21 protein-coding genes are annotated in these 23,618 nt (G+C 33.9%); 12 read left to right on the forward strand and 9 right to left on the reverse strand.

Features of this window, described 5'->3' with window-relative positions:
• Positions 1-7: 7 nt before the first annotated feature.
• The 3 genes from recO to gdhA all read right to left on the reverse strand — a co-directional run bounded on the left by recO (position 8) and on the right by gdhA (position 4,875).
• Positions 8-721 (reverse strand): DNA repair protein RecO, encoded by a 714-nt coding sequence (recO, locus tag AC3QL1_RS03705; protein WP_492495208.1) that lies wholly within the window; start codon positions 719-721, stop codon positions 8-10.
• Between the two features lie 179 nt (positions 722-900).
• Complete coding sequence (gene porZ / locus AC3QL1_RS03710) at positions 901-3,186, reverse strand: type IX secretion system anionic LPS delivery protein PorZ (RefSeq protein WP_492495210.1); 2,286 nt, start codon at positions 3,184-3,186, stop codon at positions 901-903.
• 345 nt (positions 3,187-3,531) lie between these two features.
• Positions 3,532-4,875, reverse strand: coding sequence for an NADP-specific glutamate dehydrogenase (gdhA, locus tag AC3QL1_RS03715; protein WP_492495212.1), 1,344 nt, complete (start codon positions 4,873-4,875; stop codon positions 3,532-3,534).
• A gap of 321 nt (positions 4,876-5,196) precedes the next feature.
• Between gdhA and AC3QL1_RS03720 the strand changes: the two genes are divergently transcribed.
• On the forward strand, positions 5,197-5,988 hold the full coding sequence (locus AC3QL1_RS03720) for a THC0290_0291 family protein (RefSeq protein ID WP_492495213.1): 792 nt from the start codon (positions 5,197-5,199) through the stop codon (positions 5,986-5,988).
• Between the two features lie 58 nt (positions 5,989-6,046).
• Here AC3QL1_RS03720 and AC3QL1_RS03725 read toward each other — a convergent pair whose 3' ends face one another.
• Entirely contained in the window at positions 6,047-7,189 is a 1,143-nt protein-coding gene (locus AC3QL1_RS03725) for a cystathionine gamma-synthase (RefSeq protein WP_492495215.1), read from the reverse strand.
• A gap of 105 nt (positions 7,190-7,294) precedes the next feature.
• Here AC3QL1_RS03725 and AC3QL1_RS03730 point away from each other — a divergent pair, with 105 nt between their 5' ends.
• From AC3QL1_RS03730 to AC3QL1_RS03740, 3 genes are all read left to right on the forward strand, one after another.
• Positions 7,295-8,038: a DUF3298 and DUF4163 domain-containing protein gene (locus AC3QL1_RS03730; protein WP_492495217.1), complete on the forward strand. Its 744-nt coding sequence runs from the start codon at positions 7,295-7,297 to the stop codon at positions 8,036-8,038.
• 69 nt (positions 8,039-8,107) lie between these two features.
• Positions 8,108-8,584, forward strand: a complete 477-nt coding sequence (locus AC3QL1_RS03735) for a DUF6932 family protein (protein ID WP_492495219.1) — start codon at positions 8,108-8,110, stop codon at positions 8,582-8,584.
• A 10-nt stretch (positions 8,585-8,594) separates the two neighbouring features.
• Positions 8,595-8,903, forward strand: coding sequence for a hypothetical protein (locus AC3QL1_RS03740; RefSeq protein WP_492495221.1), 309 nt, complete (start codon positions 8,595-8,597; stop codon positions 8,901-8,903).
• 127 nt (positions 8,904-9,030) lie between these two features.
• On the opposite strand, the gene AC3QL1_RS03745 is transcribed toward AC3QL1_RS03740, so the two are convergent.
• From AC3QL1_RS03745 to AC3QL1_RS03755, 3 genes are all read right to left on the reverse strand, one after another.
• Positions 9,031-10,170, reverse strand: coding sequence for an ATP-binding protein (locus tag AC3QL1_RS03745; RefSeq protein WP_492495223.1), 1,140 nt, complete (start codon positions 10,168-10,170; stop codon positions 9,031-9,033).
• A 76-nt stretch (positions 10,171-10,246) separates the two neighbouring features.
• Entirely contained in the window at positions 10,247-11,002 is a 756-nt protein-coding gene (locus AC3QL1_RS03750) for an SDR family NAD(P)-dependent oxidoreductase (protein ID WP_492495225.1), read from the reverse strand.
• A 140-nt stretch (positions 11,003-11,142) separates the two neighbouring features.
• The gene (locus tag AC3QL1_RS03755; RefSeq protein ID WP_492495227.1) at positions 11,143-12,018 is read right to left on the reverse strand and encodes an aldo/keto reductase; all 876 of its coding nucleotides are present in this window, start codon (positions 12,016-12,018) and stop codon (positions 11,143-11,145) included.
• A gap of 224 nt (positions 12,019-12,242) precedes the next feature.
• Here AC3QL1_RS03755 and AC3QL1_RS03760 point away from each other — a divergent pair, with 224 nt between their 5' ends.
• The 8 genes from AC3QL1_RS03760 to AC3QL1_RS03795 all read left to right on the forward strand — a co-directional run bounded on the left by AC3QL1_RS03760 (position 12,243) and on the right by AC3QL1_RS03795 (position 21,756).
• Positions 12,243-13,247 (forward strand): AAA family ATPase, encoded by a 1,005-nt coding sequence (locus AC3QL1_RS03760; RefSeq protein WP_053473368.1) that lies wholly within the window; start codon positions 12,243-12,245, stop codon positions 13,245-13,247.
• A 78-nt stretch (positions 13,248-13,325) separates the two neighbouring features.
• Entirely contained in the window at positions 13,326-14,189 is an 864-nt protein-coding gene (locus AC3QL1_RS03765) for a DUF58 domain-containing protein (RefSeq protein WP_492495229.1), read from the forward strand.
• 183 nt (positions 14,190-14,372) lie between these two features.
• Positions 14,373-16,007 carry a hypothetical protein gene (locus tag AC3QL1_RS03770; protein ID WP_492495231.1) on the forward strand — a complete coding sequence of 545 codons (1,635 nt, stop codon included), beginning with the start codon at positions 14,373-14,375 and terminating at the stop codon, positions 16,005-16,007.
• Positions 16,007-17,008, forward strand: coding sequence for a vWA domain-containing protein (locus AC3QL1_RS03775; protein WP_492495233.1), 1,002 nt, complete (start codon positions 16,007-16,009; stop codon positions 17,006-17,008). Before AC3QL1_RS03770 ends, AC3QL1_RS03775 begins: the two co-directional genes overlap by 1 nt.
• Before the next feature lie 108 nt (positions 17,009-17,116).
• Positions 17,117-18,151 carry a VWA domain-containing protein gene (locus tag AC3QL1_RS03780; protein WP_492495235.1) on the forward strand — a complete coding sequence of 345 codons (1,035 nt, stop codon included), beginning with the start codon at positions 17,117-17,119 and terminating at the stop codon, positions 18,149-18,151.
• Positions 18,152-18,296: 145 nt separating this feature from the next.
• On the forward strand, positions 18,297-19,067 hold the full coding sequence (locus tag AC3QL1_RS03785; protein WP_492495238.1) for a tetratricopeptide repeat protein: 771 nt from the start codon (positions 18,297-18,299) through the stop codon (positions 19,065-19,067).
• Positions 19,068-19,175: 108 nt separating this feature from the next.
• Complete coding sequence (locus AC3QL1_RS03790) at positions 19,176-20,924, forward strand: BatD family protein (protein WP_492495240.1); 1,749 nt, start codon at positions 19,176-19,178, stop codon at positions 20,922-20,924.
• An 85-nt stretch (positions 20,925-21,009) separates the two neighbouring features.
• Positions 21,010-21,756, forward strand: a complete 747-nt coding sequence (locus AC3QL1_RS03795) for a tetratricopeptide repeat protein (RefSeq protein ID WP_492495242.1) — start codon at positions 21,010-21,012, stop codon at positions 21,754-21,756.
• 271 nt (positions 21,757-22,027) lie between these two features.
• Here AC3QL1_RS03795 and AC3QL1_RS03800 read toward each other — a convergent pair whose 3' ends face one another.
• Positions 22,028-22,597 carry a 5-formyltetrahydrofolate cyclo-ligase gene (locus AC3QL1_RS03800; protein WP_492495244.1) on the reverse strand — a complete coding sequence of 190 codons (570 nt, stop codon included), beginning with the start codon at positions 22,595-22,597 and terminating at the stop codon, positions 22,028-22,030.
• Positions 22,584-23,570: a succinylglutamate desuccinylase/aspartoacylase family protein gene (locus tag AC3QL1_RS03805; protein ID WP_492495246.1), complete on the reverse strand. Its 987-nt coding sequence runs from the start codon at positions 23,568-23,570 to the stop codon at positions 22,584-22,586. Before AC3QL1_RS03805 ends, AC3QL1_RS03800 begins: the two co-directional genes overlap by 14 nt.
• Between the last annotated feature and the right edge of the window lie 48 nt (positions 23,571-23,618).

Here is a 23,618-nt window from a genome sequence, read left to right on the forward strand (position 1 = left end):
AATTTAATTAAGAAAAAATTTCCCTCAAAACATCTAATGATTTTGGTCTCTTAAATCCCTCTAAGTGAAAACTATAGTACTCAATTAAGGTCTTTAATAAGATTTGTCTTTCAACCACATGAAATACCTTTTGATCGTTATCGAATTTTAGATCAATTAATTTTTTAAACAGATTTGTCTCATGTTCCGTTAAAGTGTTTGAACCGTGAAAAAGAGTAAAAACGCCATCGTTCATTTCAAAATAAGGCAAATCAATTTCTGAAACATCAGGATAAAAACCTAAATATTTTGTTGCTTCTAAAAGTAGAATTAAATGAAAATTGGAAACTTCATCATGATGATCAAACCAAATTAAAGCACTTTCTAAAAAATTAAAAAGGGATTCATTTTTTTCTTCTTCCTGAATAGAATAATGCAGCATTTCTGAAAGAAACATCACAATGGTACTTTTTACAATATCGGTATGAATGGTTTGAAAAGGAACGGCTGTTTTAATTTCTTTGAAGTTTTCTAAAGTTCCTTTGTTTTTGTGAACAGCTTCAATTTCAAGAATAGAAAAAGGCTGAAAATAAGCAATCTTCTGACTGGTTTTTCTACTCGAAAAAGCGTCACGCACAAAATAAGATTTCAGGCCATTTGAAAGTGTAAAACATTTTACAATCAAACTTTTCTCCTGAAATTTTAGTGCCGAAATAACGATTGCTTTGGTTTTGACTAACAACTTTTGATTTTAGATTTTAGATTTTTTTAAAAAAAATTTGATGATGTTATATTGATAACTTTTCGATACAAAAGATGGATTAATCCCGACGCTTCGGGACATCCCTAAAATATGTTTTGTTCCTCCGGAACGTTTTTATAAAAACACTGAGAACTGAGACCGAAAACTGAGACTAAAAACTATCTAATAATCATCACTTTCTTCACCTTAGTTTCGCCTCCGTCCTGTGCAGAAATAAAAATCATGTACACGCCCGAAGCTACTTTATATCTTCCAAAAGCGGTAGTGTCCCATTCAATTGTTCCGCCTGCCGAAGTAGCTTCATAAACCAGACTACCCGTAATATCAGTAATTTTTACATTTGCTTTATCCAGTAAACCTGCAATTTTTACGGTTCCTGTAAACTCAGGACGCACGGGATTTGGATATACGTAAACGCTGTTTAAATCTTCATTTGCTCCGGTTGCAATTCCGCCAAAAGAAATTAGGCCTTTATTGGTCGCGATAAAAACTTCGCCGGATGAGCTATTAATTTTAATATCATTGATTGTATTGCTTGGCAAAGGCGAATTATTAATTGTAAAATGATATTTGGTTTGCTGTCCATTTGGTGAAACCATAAAAACGCCTGAATCCGAAGTTCCAATCCATTTGTTGTTGGCGCCGTCGACTACAATCGAAGTAATAAATTGTTCGTACAGCAATTCCTGAGCTAAATTATCATCTATAATTATAATTGGATTTGCCTTCAACTGACTTTCGGTTTGAAAATTATTCACACTCGACAAAACTCTAAGTCCTTTCGTAGTACCTATCCAAAGTTGGTTTTTTGTGTCAATTGCTAGTGCACGAACATCTATGCTAGGCAAATTTCCAACATCTTCACCAAAAGTCATTTTTTTAAATGTATTTGTATTTTCATTAAAACCAATTACTCCGTCTCTGTTGGTACCAATCCATTTAATATTGTTTTTATCGATAACAATGCTTCCAAAATCGCTGTCTTCGTCATTATTGAGAATCACTGTTGTTGAATAACTACCCCATTGGCCATTGCTTTTTAAAACTTTCAGTCCGTTCTTAACGCGGCTGTTGGTCATCCAGAGATTTCCTGATTTATCAAAAGCGGTAGCATTGACACGAATATCTGTGACATTGTAATTCTCTACTTTTAAACTTTCCAGACTGCTATTTTTTTCGGTATATAAAACAGTTGGTGTGTCATTTTCTAACTTTAATAAACCGGAAAAGAATGAACTGGCATACACCTGGTTTTCATTATTTGGATTCACAATAACGCGCGTCATCGATTTGGCATCAAAAACATCTTCGTACGGAATATTTAGCCAGCCAGCAGTTGTATTATATTTACTAATGCCATAACTATCCAAAGGATACGGATTATAAAATAAATCATAATCACCATAAACTGCCCAGACACTGTTTGGTGTTACATCTAATGAAAAAATATTATTTCGATCAGGGCCTTTTGGCGTGATATTCTCAAAAGACGAACCGGTTGAAAGAGAAGATGCAAACAAACCTTTTTCTTTTGTTCCAATATAAATTAAATCGCCAACCGCAGTTGTACAGGTAAAATTTAAAGTATTATCTAAAACCTGCGAAGTCGTGATTTGACGGTTTAATATCATTTTATTGTTGTAGACATAAACTGAACTCGCAGTTGTAATAAACAAATTATGATTTTTTGCCCGCATATCTGTTGAAGACTGCGGAAGCTGTAAAAAACCCACAAAAATATTCGAATTAAATCGATGAATATATCCAACCGAATTAATCGCAATAAGTTCTGTATCGAGAGTTTCAACACTTGACCAATCACCTGAATTTACAACTGCCCATTGACTGAAATCAATCAAATTTGGACTTGTGCTATTGGCGCGTCTTATACCACTGGAAGTTGCAGCATAAATAAAACCGTTAAAAAGAGCCGTTTGTTTCACACTAATTTCAGCTCCGTTATCGCCAATAAAATAAGTGTCGCCAAATTGTGAAGTTGTTAAGTTAAACTGCACAATACCAAAATCACACGAAACATAAATCAATCCGTTATATTCCATAAAATGGTTGACTTTTTTTATGCTGGCAGGTAATTGTTTATTGATGATATCAACCTTTTTTACTATAGTTCCGTCGGTTTCATTAACGACAATGATCATTCCGTTTTCGTAACCAACAATCGTTTTTTTGAATTTTTCGCTATGGTATAAAGCAGAAATTGTCTGACCCGAAAGTCCTTCAACTGTCGTAGTTGTTTTTATGGCGTTTGAAACAACATCTTTAGAAAACAAGGCATTTTCTGAAGCAGCAAAAACGGTTGTCGAAGCATCTGAAATATCTTTTATTTCGTTAAACGAAAAATAACCTTGCCAGGATAAAGCATTCTGTGCAAAACTTGATTGCATTACGAGAAAAAACAAAATATACAGAAACCTTCTCATCATATTAAATATATTCAGACAGACAAATATACTACAAACGAAAGTATTTGATTTTTGTTCTGCTTTAAATAAAGTTGTTTTTTTGGAACCATTAAGAGATTAAGAAAAATTAAGCTTTTCATCATAACAAAATAAAACTCTTCTAATTTTCTTTTAACAGCGATTAGCCACGAATTCACGAATTAATTTTTCTTAATATAGTTTGTCGTTTCAGTTTCGGAAACCTGAAACTAAAAAAACTTGAAACTTTTTTAAATCAGATGAATAAATTATTCGTGAATTTGTGGCAAAAAAAAGCCTCCATTTCTCTTTACGATAAATGAAGGCTTTTTAAAATTTTTATTGAAATTATACTACACCTTGTGCAAGCATAGCATCGGCAACTTTAACAAATCCGGCAATGTTTGCTCCTTTTACGTAGTTTACATAACCATCTTCGCCCATACCATATTTTTTACATTGGTTATGAATACCAACCATAATATCTTTTAATCTCAAATCTACTTCTTCGCTTGTCCAGTTTAAACGAATTGAGTTTTGTGTCATTTCAAGACCAGATGCAGCAACACCTCCGGCATTTGCCGCTTTTCCTGGTGCGAATAAAACTTTATTATCCAAAAATAATTTAATAGCATCTAATGTAGAAGGCATATTTGCAGCTTCAGTTACACATAAAACACCATTATCAATTAATTTTTTAGCATCTTCTCCTGTCAATTCATTTTGAGTTGCACACGGAATAGCAATATCTACTTTTACTTCCCAAGGACTTTTTCCTTTATGGAAAACAGCATTTGGATATTTATTAGTATAAACTTCAGCTCTGTTATCACCAGTTGCTCTCATTTCTACCATGTGTTCAATTTTTTCTCCCGAGATTCCTTCCTCATCATAAATGTAACCGTCAGGACCAGAAATAGTAACTACTTTTCCGCCTAATTCATTTATTTTTAAGGCAACTCCCCAAGCCACATTTCCAAATCCTGAAATTGCTACTCTTTTACCTTTGATATCATGCCCGATAGTCTGCAGCATTTGATCTGTAAAATAAACAACTCCGTATCCTGTAGCCTCAGGACGTATTAATGAACCACCATAAGCCAATCCTTTACCGGTTAAAACACCTGTAAATTCATTTCTGATTCTTTTATACTGACCAAATAAATATCCAATTTCTCTAGCACCAACACCAATATCTCCCGCAGGTACATCTAAATCAGGACCAATATGACGGCATAATTCCGTCATAAATGATTGACAGAAACGCATGATTTCTCCATCAGATTTTCCTTCAGGATCAAAATCAGAACCTCCTTTTCCACCACCCATTGGAAGTGTTGTCAAACTATTTTTAAAAACTTGTTCGAAAGCAAGAAATTTTAAAACAGACAAGTTTACAGTGTGGTGAAATCTAATTCCACCCTTGTAAGGTCCTATGGCAGAGTTCATTTGAATTCTAAAACCTCTGTTTACAATTATTTCTCCTTTGTCATCTACCCATGGAACTCTAAAAATTATAGAACGTTCTGGCTCTGCTATTCTAAGAAGTAAGTTTTTTCCGTCGTATTTTTTTCGCTCTGCAATAAATGGAATAACCGTTTCTGCAAATTCTCTAACGGCTTGAAGAAATTCTGGCTCGTTTGGATTTTTTGACTCAACAAGAGCCATAAACTCATTAATTTTTTGTTCCATTTGAAATAAGTTATTCAAGTAAATATTTAAATTTAAGCACAATAAATAAGAAAATACGTTTAAGAAAACGTTTTCGTTTTAACAGACAAAGATATAACAAAATGCTGACCGAATGTTATTTTTTTTAATTCTAAAGAGTGAATTGTATTTTTTTCAAACATTCCTAAATATAGCATTTAGCACTCGTCTATTTAATTCAAAACATTATAATTAAAGTTAAGAAATTAAGTATTTTGTTACTTATTTTTTAATACGTTAATTTAATATTTTGATTCGTGCATGTTTTTTATATATTTGCCAAGATTTGAAAGCCCAAATACCATGCTTAAACCTATAATACTCACATTATTCGCCTTTTTTGCGATCACTTCTACCGTATCTGCCCAGTCAGACTTAGCACAAGAAGTAGGAATAATATTCGGACCAGTATCTTTTCAATCTGATTATGGGGAACGCCATGATATGGAAACCAATGTTGGAAACTCAGGTTTTGGCGTTGGACTAGTTCACTTTATCAATTTTTCTGCAAATAATAACCGCGAGAGTTTCTTTACGGAACACTTCAAAGTTAGATCAGAATTATCGTTTAGCAAAACCAATCTGGAGCATTATGGTGCCTGGGTTGAAAGAGAAAAACAAAAAGGAGTAGTACAGCATCTAAGAGCGATGAAAGGAAGTTCAACTTTAGTAAATCTTGGATCTCAATTAGAATTTTCTTTTATAAAAGTTCACGATTTCGAAAACTCGGTTGGCAGCTTTAGCCCTTATTTAAGTTTAGGATTCCAGGTGAGTTATTATTCTGCAAAAGCTTCTTCAAAATTAGGACCGTTAGGACTTCCTGAAACGACTTTCGCAAAATACCTTACTCCTTCTGACGGACGTGCACATGGTTTTTCTAACGAAAACGGAGTGGTACTATCTGTAGTTACAGGAGTTGGAGTTCACTACAAATTAACCACAATGAGCGATTTAATGTTTGATATTCGCTATCAGGGATTTAATTCTGACTGGGTTGATGGTTTAAATCCAAACAAAGATATTTACAAGGAAAATAAATCTAACGATTCTCAAGTTTGGTTTAACCTTGGATATATTATGTATTTAGAATTCTAAGATTAAAAAATCAATATAAATAAAAACCCCAATTCTTTCGAGTTGGGGTTTTCTATTTTTATGCTAATGCCTGTTCTAAATCTGCTATTAAATCTTCTGCGTCTTCGATTCCAACGCTCAAACGAACCAAGTCGTCGGTAATACCAACTTCTGCTCTTTTATCTGCCGGAATTGAAGCATGTGTCATTAATGCCGGATGATTGGCCAAAGATTCTACTCCGCCTAAAGATTCTGCCAAAGTAAAAACTTTCAGCTTTTCTAAAAAGGCAATCGAATCTTCTTTTTTGCCGGAAACAAAAGTAAAAGAAACCATTCCGCCAAAAGCTTTCATTTGTTTTTTGGCAATTTCATGAAACGGATGATTTGGCAATCCAGGATAATAAACTGTTTTTATTTTTGGATGATTGCTTAAAAATTTCACCACTTTTTCTCCGTTTTCACAATGTCTTTGTACTCTTAACGAAAGTGTTTTTATTCCTCTCAAAACCAAGAAACTATCCATTGGTCCAAGAGTTCCGCCAGTTGCAAATTGTTGAAAATGCAATTGTTCTCCTAAAGCTTCATCTTTTACAATTAAAGCACCGGCAATAACATCAGAATGTCCCCCTAAATATTTCGTAGCCGAATGCATTACAATATCAGCACCTAAGTCAAGTGGTTTTTGCAAATATGGCGTCGCAAAAGTATTATCTACAGCAAACCAAATTTTATGTTCTTTTGTGATTTTTGCAATTTCTGCAATATCAGCCAATTTCATTAACGGATTTGTTGGCGTTTCAACCCAAACCAGTTTTGTATTTTCGTTAATTAATGATTTCAGTTTTGCAATATCCGTCATATCTACAAAATGAAACTTAATTCCCGAATCTTTATAAATTCTCGAAAACATTCTATAAGTACCGCCATATAAATCATCCATTGCGATCACTTCGTCTCCGGCTTTAAACGATCTCAAAATACAATCTGTCGCTGCTAATCCAGATGAAAAAGCCAATCCGCGAGTACCATTTTCAATACTTGCCAATGCATTTTCTAATGCTGTACGAGTTGGGTTTGATGCTCTGCTATATTCATAATCTCCCAAGGGCTGCCCCGGACTTGTTTGAATATAAGTTGAAGTTTGGTATACCGGTGGCATAACTGCACCCGTACTTGGATCATGATGCTGACCGCCATGAATCACTTTAGTATTGAATTTCATATAGTTACGATTTTTAAAATCTAATTTAGAGTACAAATTTACCGTTTAATTTATTTTAATCCTGACACAACTTCTTACCTTTGTATATAATTAACACTTTTAGATATGAAACAGTACAGTTTTTTGGTCTTTTTGTTTCTATTATTCACTAGTTGTAACAAAGGGCTTTCATTTGATAATGAAACATTTGAAAAAAAATCTACCATTCCCTGTAAAATTGATTGTCCACAAATTATAATCGAAATTCCTGTGGCAAAAAATATTCCTGTAGTTGCTGACAGTATCAATAAAAAACTTTTTTTAGTCATAAAAGAAATTGTTTATTTCGGAGAAGAACCTTTAAAGCTCAATGATTACAATAAATTAGCAACCTCTTTTATTGCATCTTACGAAGAAATGCATAAAAAATTTCCAAGCGAAACATTTGGTTGGGAAGCAAAAATTAAAGGAAATATAGAATTTGAATCTGAACAAATTTTGAATATAAAATTAGACCATTACACTTTTACCGGAGGCGCTCACGGTTATCAGGGTTATCGATCTTTGTTATTTCACCCCAAAACGGGAAAAACTATTTTTTGTGATCAGATTTTTAAAAATGAAAAAGAGTTTAAGGCTTTCGCCGAAAAAGAATTCCGCAATAAATATAAAATCCCCGCAAAAGCAAATATTAACGCAACAGGCTTAATGTTTGAAAATGACAAATTTCATTTGCCCCAAAACATTTTTTATACCGAAGAAGGTTTGCTTCTCTATTACAATTCGTATGAAGCCGCTTCCTATGCAGATGGTCCAAAGGAGATTTTATTTCCGTATGAACAAGTTGGTAAATATTTGAAATACAAATAAACTCTAAAAATATTTTTCTTTCAAAAAGAAATCCTTTTCTTACATTTGTGGTAATTTTAATTTTACCCTATGTTAACCTTTAACCATTCAGGCCTATTAGTGCCCGATAATAAAATCACTTCTACAATACAGGAATTAGAAAATGAATTTGTATTAAAAATTCCTTCCACTAAAAGAAGAGAAATCTTTGAAGCTTATGTTAAATATAATGAGGATTTCAAAAAAGTATGTAATTTAGACGAGTTGCATCAATGGATAAACGGATCATATGTAACTCAAAAAAACAATCCGGGAGATATTGATTTAGTAACATTTATAAATTATGCGATTGTTTCGAAATTAGGCTCGAAATTAGATAATTTTAAATATCCGAATTCGGAGATTATTTATGGTGTCGACGCTTACATAATTGAAGTTTATCCTAAAAATCATGTCGATAATTTTAGATATATAAGCGACAAAGCATATTGGCTGGATCGATTTACAAAAACAAGAAGAATTAGAGGAAATAGGTTATCAAAAGGCTTTTTGGAAATAAAATTTTAATTTACATCAAATGAAAGATAACAAACTATATCATATTTTAGATTTAATCGAAGAAATAGATAAGGTCGACAAAATGCTTGTTTTACATAAAGATTCTGATTCTGATCTAATGTTAAACCAGTACAAAAATCAAAAACTAAAACTAAGTAATTATTTAGTCAAAGAACTTTTAACCAATAGCGACAATAGAGCCGAAATTATGTATATCATCAAACTCTTCATAGATAAATTCTACAATAATGAAATGAGACATTTACACTTTGAAGAAAATGATAACTTAAAAAAAATTGAAAACGTGTTTATTGAAAATTACGTTTAATATATCTATTCAGGAAAACTTAAATCCTTTGCGTTAGACGCACTGCTGTGCGCCTCTACGAAAAACCTTTGTCGCTTTGGCCTTTGCCTTTAAAAAAACTTAGAACCTTAGCAACTTAGAACCTTCCTCAAACAACATCATACTTCATCTTCCTCAAAATTCTCAACGCTTCTTTAAAAGACAAATAAACTTGCGGAAAAGGCTTTAAAAGCAATTTTGAATCAATTAGTTTTTGTTTCGCATCATCAAAACCATTCAAATAACAAATCATAAAAGTCGACGGAAGATTTTCCAGATCTTTCTCCTCACGTTCAGACAAAACAGAGCCTTTTTGCAGTTTTTGAAGCAATGCCATATTCGAATTATAAATATGATATAACATTGGGCGATTGAATTCCGGAGGTTGAAAAAGTATTTTACGGTCAATTTTATAATAACCATTATCAAAAAACCGAATCATTTGTTCTTCTAAAGGATAATAACTTGTTTTGTCGTTTAAACCTAACGGAACATATTCTGTTATCGTAAAACTATCATCGTCAAAAACAATAGTAACAACATCCTGAGCGGAATAAAAAAGTTTAATTTGCTCATTGATTAATTCGATATCAACACGGGAAAGAAAGGTTTTATCTCTGGATTTTTTAGGAACTCCCGCCCAGCAAATCACAAATAATTCTTTAAAAACATGATATTTTGGCGACATATCTTTATGCCTGAAATTCATAAAATCAATAACACCATCTAAAGTATACTGAATACTATTTCGGGAACTATTTTCGATACCAATAACAGTTTCCGTATTCTGATAATTTTTCTCAACCGGACCTTCAACCGGAATCGAATTACTGCCGCGCCTCACAAAAACGCTATTCGCCAAAATAGTATGAATTCCTTTTTTGAAATATGATATTTTGTTTTTGGGTTTAATCGTGACCAATCCGATTACTTTATCTTTTGGAAGATTCGGAAATGGCACATTCTCGTACTGGATTTTTGGCGGATTTTCTAAAAAAGCATTTACGAGATTCTGAATTCGGCTATCGTCAAAAAAATCATCGCCTACAATTTCATTATCCTGATCTTCAACACCAACAACGATATAAGAATTGTTGGTTGGATTCGAATTTGAAAGCGCACAAATGTGTTTCAGAAATTTTCCTTTTCCTTCGCGTGTATGCAGATTAAGCTGTCTTTTTTTATCATAAAAACTGCTCTCGTCATTATGGGCGAGTAAGTTTTTGATTAAAAGACGTTTGTTGATCATACTTTAGGTTTTTGCCACTAATTCACTAATTTAAAAAAAAAGACGCACTACTGTGCGTCTCTAGATTAAATTCTATTTAAATATTTTTTTTGACAATTGTCGACGATGCCTGCGCTGTACTCATCACCATCAAATCGGCAATATTAACGTGATACGGTCTTGAAACTACAAAATGAATAATATCTGCAATATCTTCTGCCTGCAACGGATCAAAACCTTTGTAAACATTTGAAGCTCTTTCAGCATCACCTTTAAAGCGGACTTCGCTAAATTCTGTCTCCACCATTCCGGGATGAATTGCGCCTACGCGAATGCCAAACGGATTCAAATCAATTCGCATTCCGGCAGTAATCGCGTCAACTGCATGCTTTGTTCCGCAATATACATTTCCGTTTGGATAAACTTCTTTTGCGGCTGTTGAACCAATATTGATAATATGTCCGGAATTTCTGGCTGTCATTTGTGGAATTACCGCTTTCGAAACATACAAAAGTCCCTTTACATTGATATCGATCATCGCATCCCAATCGTCTAAATCTCCTGTTTGAATCGGATCTAAACCGTGCGCATTTCCTGCATTATTGATTAAAACGTCAATTTCTGAAAATGCTGCCGGCAATGAATTAATAGTGGAAAGAACGTCATTTTTATCACGAACATCAAAACATAAAGAATGTACTTCTGTAAAAGCCGAAAGTTCTTTTTCAAGTTCTGCCAAACGTTCTTTACGTCTTCCGCAAAGGATAATTTTATAGTTATTTTTTGCCATTATTTGCGCGGTTGCTTTTCCAATTCCGCTTGTGGCACCAGTAATTAAAATTGTTTTTTTCATTCGTGACTTTTATTTTTTTAAGCCACAGATTAAAAGATTTTCACAGATTGAAAAAATCATTTTAATTCTGTAATCTGTGGCAAATATTTTTTTAGATTAACATTTGGTTGAATACTTAAAACTGAGACTGCAAACTGTTCTTAAGGCACATCGTCGCCCATACTTTCTGTCCAGATTGCAAACCAGTCTTCTTTGTCCATTTCTAATGCTACCGCTTTCATCAGCGATTGAATTCTGGCAATATTTACCGTTCCTGCAATTGGCACAACTCCGGCAGGATGTTTTAAAATCCAGGCCAATAAAAGTGTATCTGAACCAAAACCATACTTTTTGACCAAGTCTGAAAGCAACTTTTTCAAACGACGTGTTTGTTTCGTGTCTTCCCTAAAAACGGTTCCAAGCGGATTCCATGACAATGGACAAATTTTGTGCGTTTGCATATAATCTAAACTTCCGTCAGTCATCGCTTCATAATGAGTAGCCGAAAATTGCACCTGATTGTAACTTACTTCTGTTTTCTGGCGAATTAATTCGGTTTGTGAACTGGTGAAATTTGAAAGTCCGAAATCTATAATTTTCCCTTCTGATTTTAATTTTTCTACGGCTTCAGCAATTTCATCCGCCTGCATTAAGGGACTCGGTCTGTGCAATAAAAAAACATCAATAAAATCTGTTTTTAATTTCTTCAGAGATTCCTCAGCAGACCAAACAATATATTCTTTCGAATATTCATAATGTTTGATCTTGTTTTCAGGACGTTTTTCAGCTATCATCTGAATCCCGCACTTCGTAATTAACTGTAATTTTTCGCGTGCAATCTTACTTGCCTGAAATGCTTTTCCAAAATCTGCTTCTGTGGTATAAGATCCGTAAATATCGGCGTGATCAAAAGTGGTAATTTTGTTTTCGATACAAATCTGTATCATGTTTTCCATTTCCTTAGTTGTAAGGTTTTTATCCCATACTCCCCAATTCATAGTGCCCGAAATTACGGGCGATAATGTTGTTTTGCTCATGGTTTTATTGCGTTATTTTTGGTAATAAATATGCTTTTATAAAACATATTGACCAAAGTTCTTAAAAATATAAAAATAGATTCACAATTCGTCCTTAAAATTAGGTCTTTGGTCGAAGTTTTAACCATTCTTTAACATCTTACTTCTCAAAAAATATTCAATTTGCACTCTCAAAAGTTAGACATAAAAATCAGCGTTTTAAAAAAGGTTTTAAAAATATTTATATGGAAGAAAATACAACGACTTTAGACATTAGAGCGATAAATGAAAAAATTGAAAGAGAAAGTGCTTTTATAGACCTTCTTACAATGGAAATGAACAAAGTTATTGTGGGCCAGAAACATATGGTCGAGCGTTTATTAATCGGGCTTTTAGGACAAGGGCATATTTTATTGGAAGGTGTTCCCGGATTAGCCAAAACTTTAGCGATAAACACGTTGTCTCAGGCAGTGCAAGGTTCTTTCAGCCGTATCCAGTTTACCCCTGATTTATTACCTGCCGATGTTATCGGAACGATGATTTACAACATTAAAGCAAACGAATTCTCCATTAAAAAAGGACCAATTTTTGCTAATTTCGTCCTTGCAGATGAGATTAACCGTGCTCCTGCCAAAGTACAATCAGCACTTTTGGAGGCGATGCAGGAAAAACAAGTTACGATTGGCGATACAACTTTCAAACTAGATCGTCCGTTTTTAGTACTTGCTACCCAAAACCCTGTTGAGCAGGAAGGAACATACCAACTTCCGGAAGCGCAAGTTGACCGTTTCATGTTAAAAACTGTAATTGACTATCCAAAAATTGATGAAGAGCGTTTTGTAATTCGTCAAAACTTAAAAGGAAGTTACGAGAAAGTAAATGCAGTAGTTTCTGTAGAACAAATTTTGCGTGCGCAGGAAGCTGTTCGTGAAGTTTACATGGACGAAAAAATCGAAAAATACATCTTAGATATCATCTTTGCTACCCGTTATCCAGAGAAATACAAATTGGCAGACCTAAAACCTCTTATTAGTTTTGGAGCATCTCCGCGTGGAAGTATCAATTTAGCCAATGCGGCAAAATGTTACGCTTTCATCAAACGTCGCGGATATGTAATTCCGGAAGACGTTCGTGCCGTTGTACATGATGTTTTACGTCACAGAGTTGGGATAACGTATGAGGCTGAAGCCGAAAACATTACTTCTGTAGACATTATCAACAAAATCGTAAACGAGATTGAAGTACCTTAAAAATAGTTTTCAGTTTTCAGTCACAGTAAACATTTTACAATTAACTGCGACTGAAAACTGCGACTGAAAACTAAAGAAATGGATACAAAAGAGCTTTTAAAAAAAGTACGGAAAATAGAAATCAAAACCAAAAGACTGAGCAATCATATCTTTTCGGGAGAGTATCATTCTTCATTTAAAGGGCGCGGGATGACTTTTAGCGAAGTGCGCCAATACCAATATGGCGATGATATTCGTAACATCGACTGGAATGTAACCGCACGCTATAATGAAGCCCACGTAAAAGTTTTTGAAGAAGAACGCGAATTGACCATGATGTTAATGGTTGATATTTCGGGTTCTGAAGGTTTTGGTTCAAAAAGTCAGTTTAAAAAAGACATCGTCACCGAAATTGCGGCAACGATGGCTTTTTCGGCTACACAAAATAATGACAAGATTGGTTTGATATTATTTTCGGATAATGTTGAATTGTATATTCCGCCAAAAAAAGGGCGTTCGCATGTTTTGAGAATCATTCGTGAATTGATTGAATTCGAGCCAAAAAGCAACAAAACTGATGTTGGAGCTGCTTTAAAGTTTTTATCGGGAACTCAGAAAAAGAAAGCGATCGTTTTTGTTATTTCAGATTTCATGTCTGAAAATTACGAGCAGACTTTAAAAATCGCATCCAAAAAACATGACATTACAGGCGTTCGTGTTTACGATATCCGCGAAGAAAAAATCCCAAATTTAGGAATGGTAAGTATGTTGGATGCTGAAACCGGGAAAATCCAATTGGTTGACACGGGTTCAAAAACAGTGCGAATGAATTACGAAAAACATTATCAGGAAAGAGTAAATTATTTCAAAGATATTTTTAGTAAATCCGGCGCTGGCGTTGTAAATACAAGAGTCGACGAAAATTACGTAACAAAATTATTAGGATATTTCAAGTCAAGATAAAATTAATTTTAGATTGCAGATTTTAGAATTTAGATTTTTTCAAATTAATAATTTATGTTTTCTGCATTACACAAATAAAAAATCAGCTTACACGAGCGTTAGCGAACTGGCGAAGCAAATCCGCGTCATTCGCGTGCCATAATTAAGCATTCGTTTTAGACTAAAATCTGAAAACAAAATCAAATGAAATTAAAGTTTTACATATTTTTATTTTTACTTTCCTCCTCTATTTTTGCCCAGCAAAAACAAGTGGAGACAAGCATTGATACTACAAAAAATAAAATTGGAGCCGAATTTAAGTTAACGCTTAAAACGGTTGTGAGTTCAAAATCGAAAGTTGTTTTCCCGAAACTAAAAAACATTGGTCCGCTTGAAGTAATTCAATCGTACCCAATTGATACGGTGAAGAAAAACGATACTTATGAACTGATCAAAAAATATGGTTTAACGCAATTTGACTCAGGAAAATATACTATTCCAAGCATTAAAATTTTAATTGATAAACAACCTTTTTTATCAGATTCTATTCGTGTTGAAGTTGCCAATGTAAAAGTAGACACTTTACAGCAAAAAATGTATGACATCAAAGACATTACAGCTGTTGATAACGGTTTTGGTGATTGGTGGATTTACGTTTTAATTGTACTGGTTATTATCGGAATTGGTGTTTTTGTATACTGGTTTGTTAAGAAACGCCAACAGAAAAAAATTGAAGAAGAAGTTTATAAAACGCCGATAGAAAAAGCGACAAGTTTATTAAATAATCTGGAGCAAAAAGAACTGGTTCAAAAAGGGGAAATAAAAGAATATTATAGTGAATTGACTGATATTGCCCGAAATTATATTGAAGAAGCAATTCATATTCCGGCAATGGAAAGCACAACTTCTGAATTGATTCAGGCAATAAGATTAGCTTCTACAAAAAAGAAGATGACTTTAACTCCTGAAACCGTTGAGAATTTAGAGCGTGTTTTACGTCAGGCAGATTTAGTGAAATTTGCAAAATCGAAACCGCTTGATTTTGAAATCAGCGAGGATCGAAATAAAATTCAGAAAGTTATTTTAACGCTTGATAATGCAATTCCAACTGAAGTTCCGGCTGAAGAAGAAGATCAATTATTGAACGAAGCCCAAAGACAGAAGCAGATTAAACTTCAAATGCTTAAAAAACGTAACAAACGTATTGCAATTGCTGTTGGTACAGTTGTGTTTTTATTGGTTGCAACTACAACTTTTTTCATAGTTACCAAAGGTTTCAATTATGTAAAAGATAATATCGTCGGGCATCCAACAAAAGAATTATTAGAAGGAGAATGGGTAAAAAGTGAATACGGAAATCCGGGCGTTCTTATTGAAACTCCAAAGGTTTTAAAACGTATGGATACCGAAAAAGTGCTTCCAAAAGAAACGATGGCGCTGATTAAGGAAATGCAGCTTTTTACATACGGAAGCATGATTGATAACTTTTATATTACCGTTTCGACAAGTAAATTTAAAAATCCGGTAGATCTGGATTTGGGAAAAACTTTAGAAGGTACTTTAAAAATAATTGAAGCCCAAGGCGGACAAAACATCATCGTAAAACAAGAAGATTTTCAAACAAACGAAGGTGTTCAGGGATTAAAAGGATATGGAACAATGAGTATTTTGAATCCGGTGGATAAATCGAGCACAAAAGCATATTACGAAATTTTATTATTCAAACAAGATCAGGGATTACAACAAATTATGATTTTGCACGAAGAAGGCGACACTTACGGAAACGATATTGCAACCCGAATTTTAAATTCTGTTGAACTTAGAAAAGCTAGTAACTAATGAATAAAATAACTTTTTTAAATCCGGATTTTTTTTGGTTGTTTCTTTTAATTCCAATTGCAATTGCATGGTTTTTCTGGAAACGCAACCAGCAATCGGCTACGTTAAAAATGAGTTCAACTCAGGGCTTTAAAAACAGCGAGTCGTTTTGGACAAAACTAAAACCTTGTCTGTACGTTTTCAGAATTATTGCATTATGTTCTTTGATTATTGCATTGGCACGACCAAGAACAGTCGATATCAGCAATCAAACGAAAACGACCAAAGGAATTGATATTGTAATGGCAATTGACGTTTCCGGAAGTATGCTTGCCAAAGATTTAAAGCCAAACCGTATGGAAGCTTTAAAAAGAGTAGCAGCAGATTTCGTTGAGGAAAGACCAAATGACAGAATCGGATTGGTTTTATACGCTTCTGAAGCTTATACAAAAACTCCGGTAACAAGCGATAAACCCATAATTCTGGAAGCTATTAAAGAAATCAAATACGATAATCTTTTACAGGACGGTACAGGAATTGGAATGGGATTAGCAACTGCCGTAAACCGACTTAAAGACAGTAAAGCAAAAAGCCGCGTTATAATTTTATTGACAGATGGTGTAAACAATGCCGGATTTATTGAACCGGAAACTGCTGCTGATATCGCGAAACAATACGGCATAAAAGTATACACAATTGGACTTGGAAGTAACGGAATGGCTTCTTCCCCTTATGCTTATGCACCAAACGGTGGATTTTTATTCAAAATGCAAAAAGTAGAAATCGACGAGCGATTAATGAAAAGTATTGCCCGCAAAACAGATGGAACCTACTTTAGAGCAACAAGTAATGACAGATTAGCCGAAATTTATAAATCGATTAATAAATTAGAAACAACTGAAATACAGGAATTAAAATTCTACGATTACGACGAAAAATACAGACCTTTTGTTCTACTCGCAGCATTTTTATTATTACTGGAAGTTGGTTTAAGAAATACAGTTTACAGAAGCTTTATATAATATTTTAGTCGCAACTCTTAGTCTCAGTTTTCAGTCTCTCTCAGTTTTAAGCTGAAAACTGATACTGAAAAACTGAGACCGGAAACTGACTAAAAACTAGAACTAAAAATGGAATTAGACGAAAAAAAATATTTATACCTTTTATTCTTACTGCCAATTGTGGTATGTATTTTCTTTTTCAATTTGTATTGGAAAAGAAAAAAACAACGTGAATTTGGTGATATTGAAATGGTGAAAAAACTAAGCCCTGAAAGCTCTGTTTTTAAACCTGTATTAAAATTATCTGTTTTACTGTTAGCGCTTGCGTGTTTAATTATCGGTTTGGTAAATCCGAAGATTGGAACGAAAATGGAAACGGTAAAACGTGAAGGTATTGACATTGTTTTTGCTGTCGACGTTTCTAAAAGTATGCTTGCTGAGGATGTGGCGCCAAGTCGTTTAGAAAAAAGTAAACAACTGGTTTCGCAAATTATAAACAATCTGGGAAGCGACAGAATTGGCATTGTGGCTTATGCCGGAAGTGCGTTTCCTGTATTACCAATTACCTCTGATTACAGCGTTGCTAAAATGTTCCTGCAAAGTATGACTCCTGATATGGTTTCGTCCCAAGGAACTTCGCTTGATGAAGCCATCAGATTATCATCGACTTATTTTGACGAAAAAAGCAAAACAAGCAAATTACTGATTTTGATTTCTGACGGAGAAGATCATTCTGAAGGAGCTTCAGCTGCAGCAGAAGAAGCCAATAAACTGGGAATGAAAATCATTACGATTGGTATCGGAACTGAAAAAGGAGGAACGATTCCGTTAAGGGAAAATGGTATTATTAGAAATTACCAAAAAGACCAAAACGGACAAACGGTTATTACAAAACTGAATCAGGAAGGATTAAAAACCATCGCAAAAGCAACAAAAGGCGGTTATGTGTATGGCGGAAATACGAAAGAGGTTTTAGAGTACATAAAAAACGCCTTAAATAACATTCAGAAAACAGAGTTTGAAGCGACACAAATGGCCGATTTTCAGTCGCAGTTTCAATGGTTTCTTGGTTTAGGTTTCCTGCTATTATTTATAGACATTTTCCTTTTGGAAAGAAAAACAAACTGGATAAAAGAGTTGAATTTATTTAACGAAAAGAAATAATAAGTTTCGCCGTAATTACTCGAATTTACACGAAAAAGAAGCCATTTTTAATTATTCTCTTTTGTGAAATTCAAATATAAAAAACAATCTAATTAGTGATAATTGGTGGATTCGTGGCAAACTAAAAAAAACATAAAAAATTAGAATGAAAAATTTACTTCTTTATATTTTACTAACGGTTTCCCTGGCGGTTTCGGCTCAGGAAAAGGACAAAACGTTGCCTGAAGGTAATGAAGAATATAAGCAGAATAAATTTGTTGATGCTGAAGCAAATTATAGAATTTCGGAATCAAAATTTGCAAAACGAGGTGTTGCTTCTTATAATTTAGGAAATACGATTTACAGACAAAACCAGGCTTCAGAAGCGAAACTGGCTTATGCCAAAGCAATAAAAAATGCCAAATCAAACGCTGATAAACACAAAGCCTATCACAATTTAGGAAATGTTTTTATGAAAGAGAAAGATTATACGCAAGCGGTTGAAGCTTACAAACAGGCTTTGCGTAATGATCCTACAGATGATGAAACGCGTTATAATTATGCTTACGCCAAACAAAAACTAAAAGAGAATCCGCCGAAAAACGATAAAAACAAGGACAAGAATAAAGATAAAGACAAAGACAAGGATAAAAATAAAGATAAGGACAAAGATAAAAACAAGGACAAGGATAAAGATAAAGACAAGAAAGACGACAAAGGTGATAAAGACAAGGATAAAAAAGATGGTAAAAATGATCCTAAGAAAGATGATAAATCAGACAACAAAGGAGAACCAAAACCACAACCTGGCGGAATCTCAAAAGATCGTGTTCAGAATTTATTAGATGCTGTAAATAACGAAGAAAAGAAAATTCAGGATAAAGTAAATGCTCAAAAAGTAAAAGGAAATCCTAGAAAAACAGAAAAAGACTGGTAAAATTTGGTTGATTCGTTTAATCGTTAATTTGTTTATTTGAATTATTCTAAAACGATTAAACAATATTTTACCAATTAAACGGTTAAACACAAAAACGATTAAACATTAATGAGAAGATATTTAATTCTATTACTATTCACTTTTCAAGGGCTTATGGCTCAAGTTCAATTTGAAGCCAAAGTAAGCAAAAACACGCTTGGACTTAACGAAAGAATTCGTATTGACTTTATGATGAATGTTGATGGAGATAACTTTGAAAGACCTAATTTTGATGGTTTTAGAATCGTTGCGGGTCCAAGTCAACAAGTAAGTCAGTCGTGGATAAACGGCCGAAGTTCTTTTCAAAAAATATACTCTTTTATTTTGCAGCCTGTTCAAAAAGGTACTGTAACGATTAAACAGGCGACTATTGAATTTAATGGGCAAATCTACAAAACAGCACCTATAAAAATTGTCGTTACCAATGCGGTTGCCGAGGAAAGAGACCCTAATGACAGACCACAGGGTTCCGGAAGTGAAACCTTAAATCTTGTTGCTGAAATTTCGAAAACGAGTCCGTATTTAAACGAACCTATTACTGCCGTTTATAAATTGTATTTTAATAATATTGGAGTTACCGGTTTTAAAGAACTGGCAAAACCAAAATACAATGATTTCTGGAATCAGAATATCGATATCAAACAATTAAAAATTGAAGAAGGTACTTATCAGGGACAGCGTTGTTATTTTGTTATCCTGAAAAAAACAATCTTATATCCTCAAAAATCAGGTCGATTAACCATTGAACCACTTTCATTAGACATTGGTGTGCAATTGCCAACAAATCGCCGCGATATGTTTGGCCAAATGATTTTATCTGATGACAATAAAATTGTTTCGGCGGGAGCAAAAACGATCAATGTAAGACCTCTTCCTGAAGCTACTAAACCGGAAGGTTTTAGTGGAGCAGTTGGTCAATTCAATTTTACGGTTACTCCATCAAGAACTACTTTGAAAAGTGGCGAAAGCCTGGATCTTTTTGTAAGTGCGAGCGGAAGCGGAAACATGAAGTTATTTACTTTACCAAAACCGGTTGTGCCAAATGCGCTTGAAATGTACGATCCTGTTCATGACGAGAAAGTAACGACAACATTGTCCGGAATGTCAGGAAAGATTTCAGATAAATATACTATTATCCCGCAATACAAAGGGAAATATGCGATTAAACCGATGCAGTTTTCGTATTTTGATTTGAATACAGGTTCTTACAAAACCATCAATTCACCGGAAATTATGATTGATGTTCTTGACGGACCAATGCAGGCAGAAGCAAATGCAACAGCAAGTGCGTCTAGAAATGTAATCTCGAAAACGGAGCAATTTAAATACATAAAACCAAAAACAACTTTAGTTTCAATTGCTAAAGATGATTTTTACGGTTCAAATTTATATTATACTTTATTGTTCCTTCCTTTTGTGATTTTACCGATTATCATCTTAGCTAAGAAGAAAAAAGAAGCGATTGACAGCGATGTGACCGGAAACAGAATCAAAATGAACAATAAACTGGCGAAGAAATATTTATCTGAAGCCAAAAAACAGCTTAACAATAAAGAGCCATTTTATATTGCGCTTGAAAAAGCAATGCATAATTTTCTGAAAGCCAAATTGCATATTGAAACTTCAGAAATGAGCAAAGACAACATTCGTCAATTGTTATTATCAAGAAATGCAAATCCGGAAACGGTCCAGAGTTTTATTACTTTGACAGAAAACTGCGAATATGCGCGTTATGCTCCGGCTTCGAGCGCTTCGATTCAGCAGGATTATGATAAAGCTGTTTTGATTATATCGGAATTAGAAAAGCAAATCGTTTGATTTTACCGCAAAGTGCGCTAAGAAAAGTGATTTAGATTGCGTTGATTTAAGTTCGCAAAGTTTTGAAAATTTACATATTTAGAAAATGAAAAATATATTATATCTCTTTTTATTAATCTCTCAGGTTTTCTTTGCTCAAAACGGCTTTGAAAAAGGGAATGCTTTATATCAAAAAGGGCAATATCAGGAAGCCGTTCAGGAATATGAAAATGTGATTAAGGAAGACAAACTACAGTCGGCTGAATTGTATTTTAATCTGGCAAATTCTTATTACAAACTCAACAAAGTAGCGCCGTCTATTTACAATTATGAGAAAGCTCTGGTTTTAAAACCAAATGACGCACAAACCTTAAACAACTTAAAATTCGCCAAAAAACTAACGATTGACGAGATTAAAGAAGTTCCAAAAGTAGGTTTTGCAAAACTGATTCAAAACTTTACCGGTATTTTTACTTATAATACCTGGGCAATGATTTCTGTTGGAATTGCTTTTGCCTTTTTATTAAGTTTTATTGGTTATTACTTTTCGCAGCTTACGGTTTCAAAAAGAATTTATTTCATAGGAATGTTTGTTCTTTTAGTTGCTTTACTTTTAAGTGTTTCAGCCGGAATAACTGAAAAAGATCATTACGACAATGATCGTCCGGCAATTGTTTTTTCAGAAGTTAGTGAAGTGAGAAGCGAACCGCAAAAAGCAGGTTCGGCTATTTTCTTATTGCATGAAGGTGCAAAAGTGTACGTTACGGAAACTTTAGGCCAATGGAAAAAAATAGAATTAACAGACGGAACAGAAGGCTGGATTGATGCCTTGACGATTAAAGAAGTGAAGTAGATTTTTGAAAATATTAAATAAAAAAAATCCCAAATTCCAATATAACAATGGAGTTTGGGATTTTTAGTTTTTTTGATTTTTTAAACCATATAAGTGATATAAGAAAATATAAATAATTTTTATATTTAGATAAATATTTACTTATACCAAATCAGTTCGTATTTAGCGCACAGCAAATCGTAGAGGCGCACAGCAGTGCGTCTTCGCAATGTTTGTCGACATGCTGGATGTAGACGCACTGCTGTGCGTCTCTACAAAATATGGTGAAAAATTAAAAAGTATAGGTTTTTAAAGGCGTAACGCAATAATCCAATTTCACATCAGATTCAAAGACATCATCGATTTGATTTACGGCTTCAAAAAAAGAAAGGCCAATTTTGATGGTTTCCGGTTTGCATTCTGCCAGAAATTTATCGTAAAAACCTTTTCCGTAACCAATACGATTTCCAAAAACATCAAATGCCAAAAGCGGCACAAAAACAACTTCAATACTTTCTGACGGAACTGGCAAACCATTTACAGGTTCCGGAATATTATATTCGTTTTTCTTGATTTTGGTATTATCCGTCAATAAAAAGTGAGACATTTTTCTGGTTTCGAAATCACTTTTTGAGATCACGATTTCTTTATCTTTTCCGGAAAGCAAATGCAAAACATATTCGGTATTGACTTCTTTTTGTTCTTCTATTGGCAAAAAAAGATGATAATAGGTTTTATCCCAAATAGGCAATTGGAGTAATTCATTGGCTATAGCCAGACTTTTTTCTTCAATTTCGTCAGGCGAAAGTTCCTTTCGAAGATTTTTATATTCTAAACGTAATTCTTTTTTATTGGTCAGCATCTTCTTCGTCTGGATTATTTTTAGAAATATGATAAATCGCGTCGCCTTCGTAAACAATTGGCGAATGATTGGCGTTGATGACATATCCTTCGTGTGGCGCTTTTACCTTTTGTTCGAATTTACCAAACGGGTCTGTAATAATGGCCAGAATAGTTCCTTTGGTCACAAACTTTCCAATCAAATTATAATCGTGCAGTAAACCGGAACATTTGGCGCGCAGCCAAACTGAGTTTTTAATAAAAATTGACGGACTTTCGGCTTCTTCAACAATTTGAATTGGATCGAGCATTCCGAGGTAATTCAGCAAACGCTTCACTCCCATCACACCTTCATTTGCAATAACATTATTAATATCCAGCGATTTTCCTCCTTCAAAAAGCAGCATTTTTACATTTGCTTTTTCAGATGTGTTTCTAAACGAACCGGTAATATTTTTAGAATAAAGCGTGAATGGCGCATTAAAAATATCGGCCAAAAGTTTTAATTCCTTGTTGTTTTCGCTGATTCTAATTTGTGGCGCATTAAATCTACTCGCACCACCGGCATGAAAATCGACCGCATAATCTATAATTGGCAAAATTTCGGCCACGATATGAAAGGCAAAACGACTTGCCAAAGAGCCTTTTTTACTTCCCGGAAAAACACGATTTAAATCGCGTCCATCAGGAAACTCGCGGGATTTATTCACAAAACCATAAATATTAATAATTGGAATACAAATAATAGTTCCGTTTGTTGGCCTGTTTATTTTTTTGCTAATAATCTGGCGCACAATTTCAACTCCATTTATTTCGTCGCCGTGAATTCCGGCTGAAAATAAAACCACCGGGCCATCAAGTTTTGAACGACGTACAATGATAGGAATATTGAGCTTTGTAGTCGTGTGTAATCGGGCAATTTCAACGTTGATTGTTTTATGTTCTCCTGGCAAAACCGGTTCGCCAAAGATAATCATGGGCTTGTTATTTTTCATATGAATTATAAAATCTAAATATAGAAATTATTCTTTTGATTTCGTAAA

It is taken from the genome of Flavobacterium sp. GW823-FHT04A11 (genome assembly GCF_058796535.1).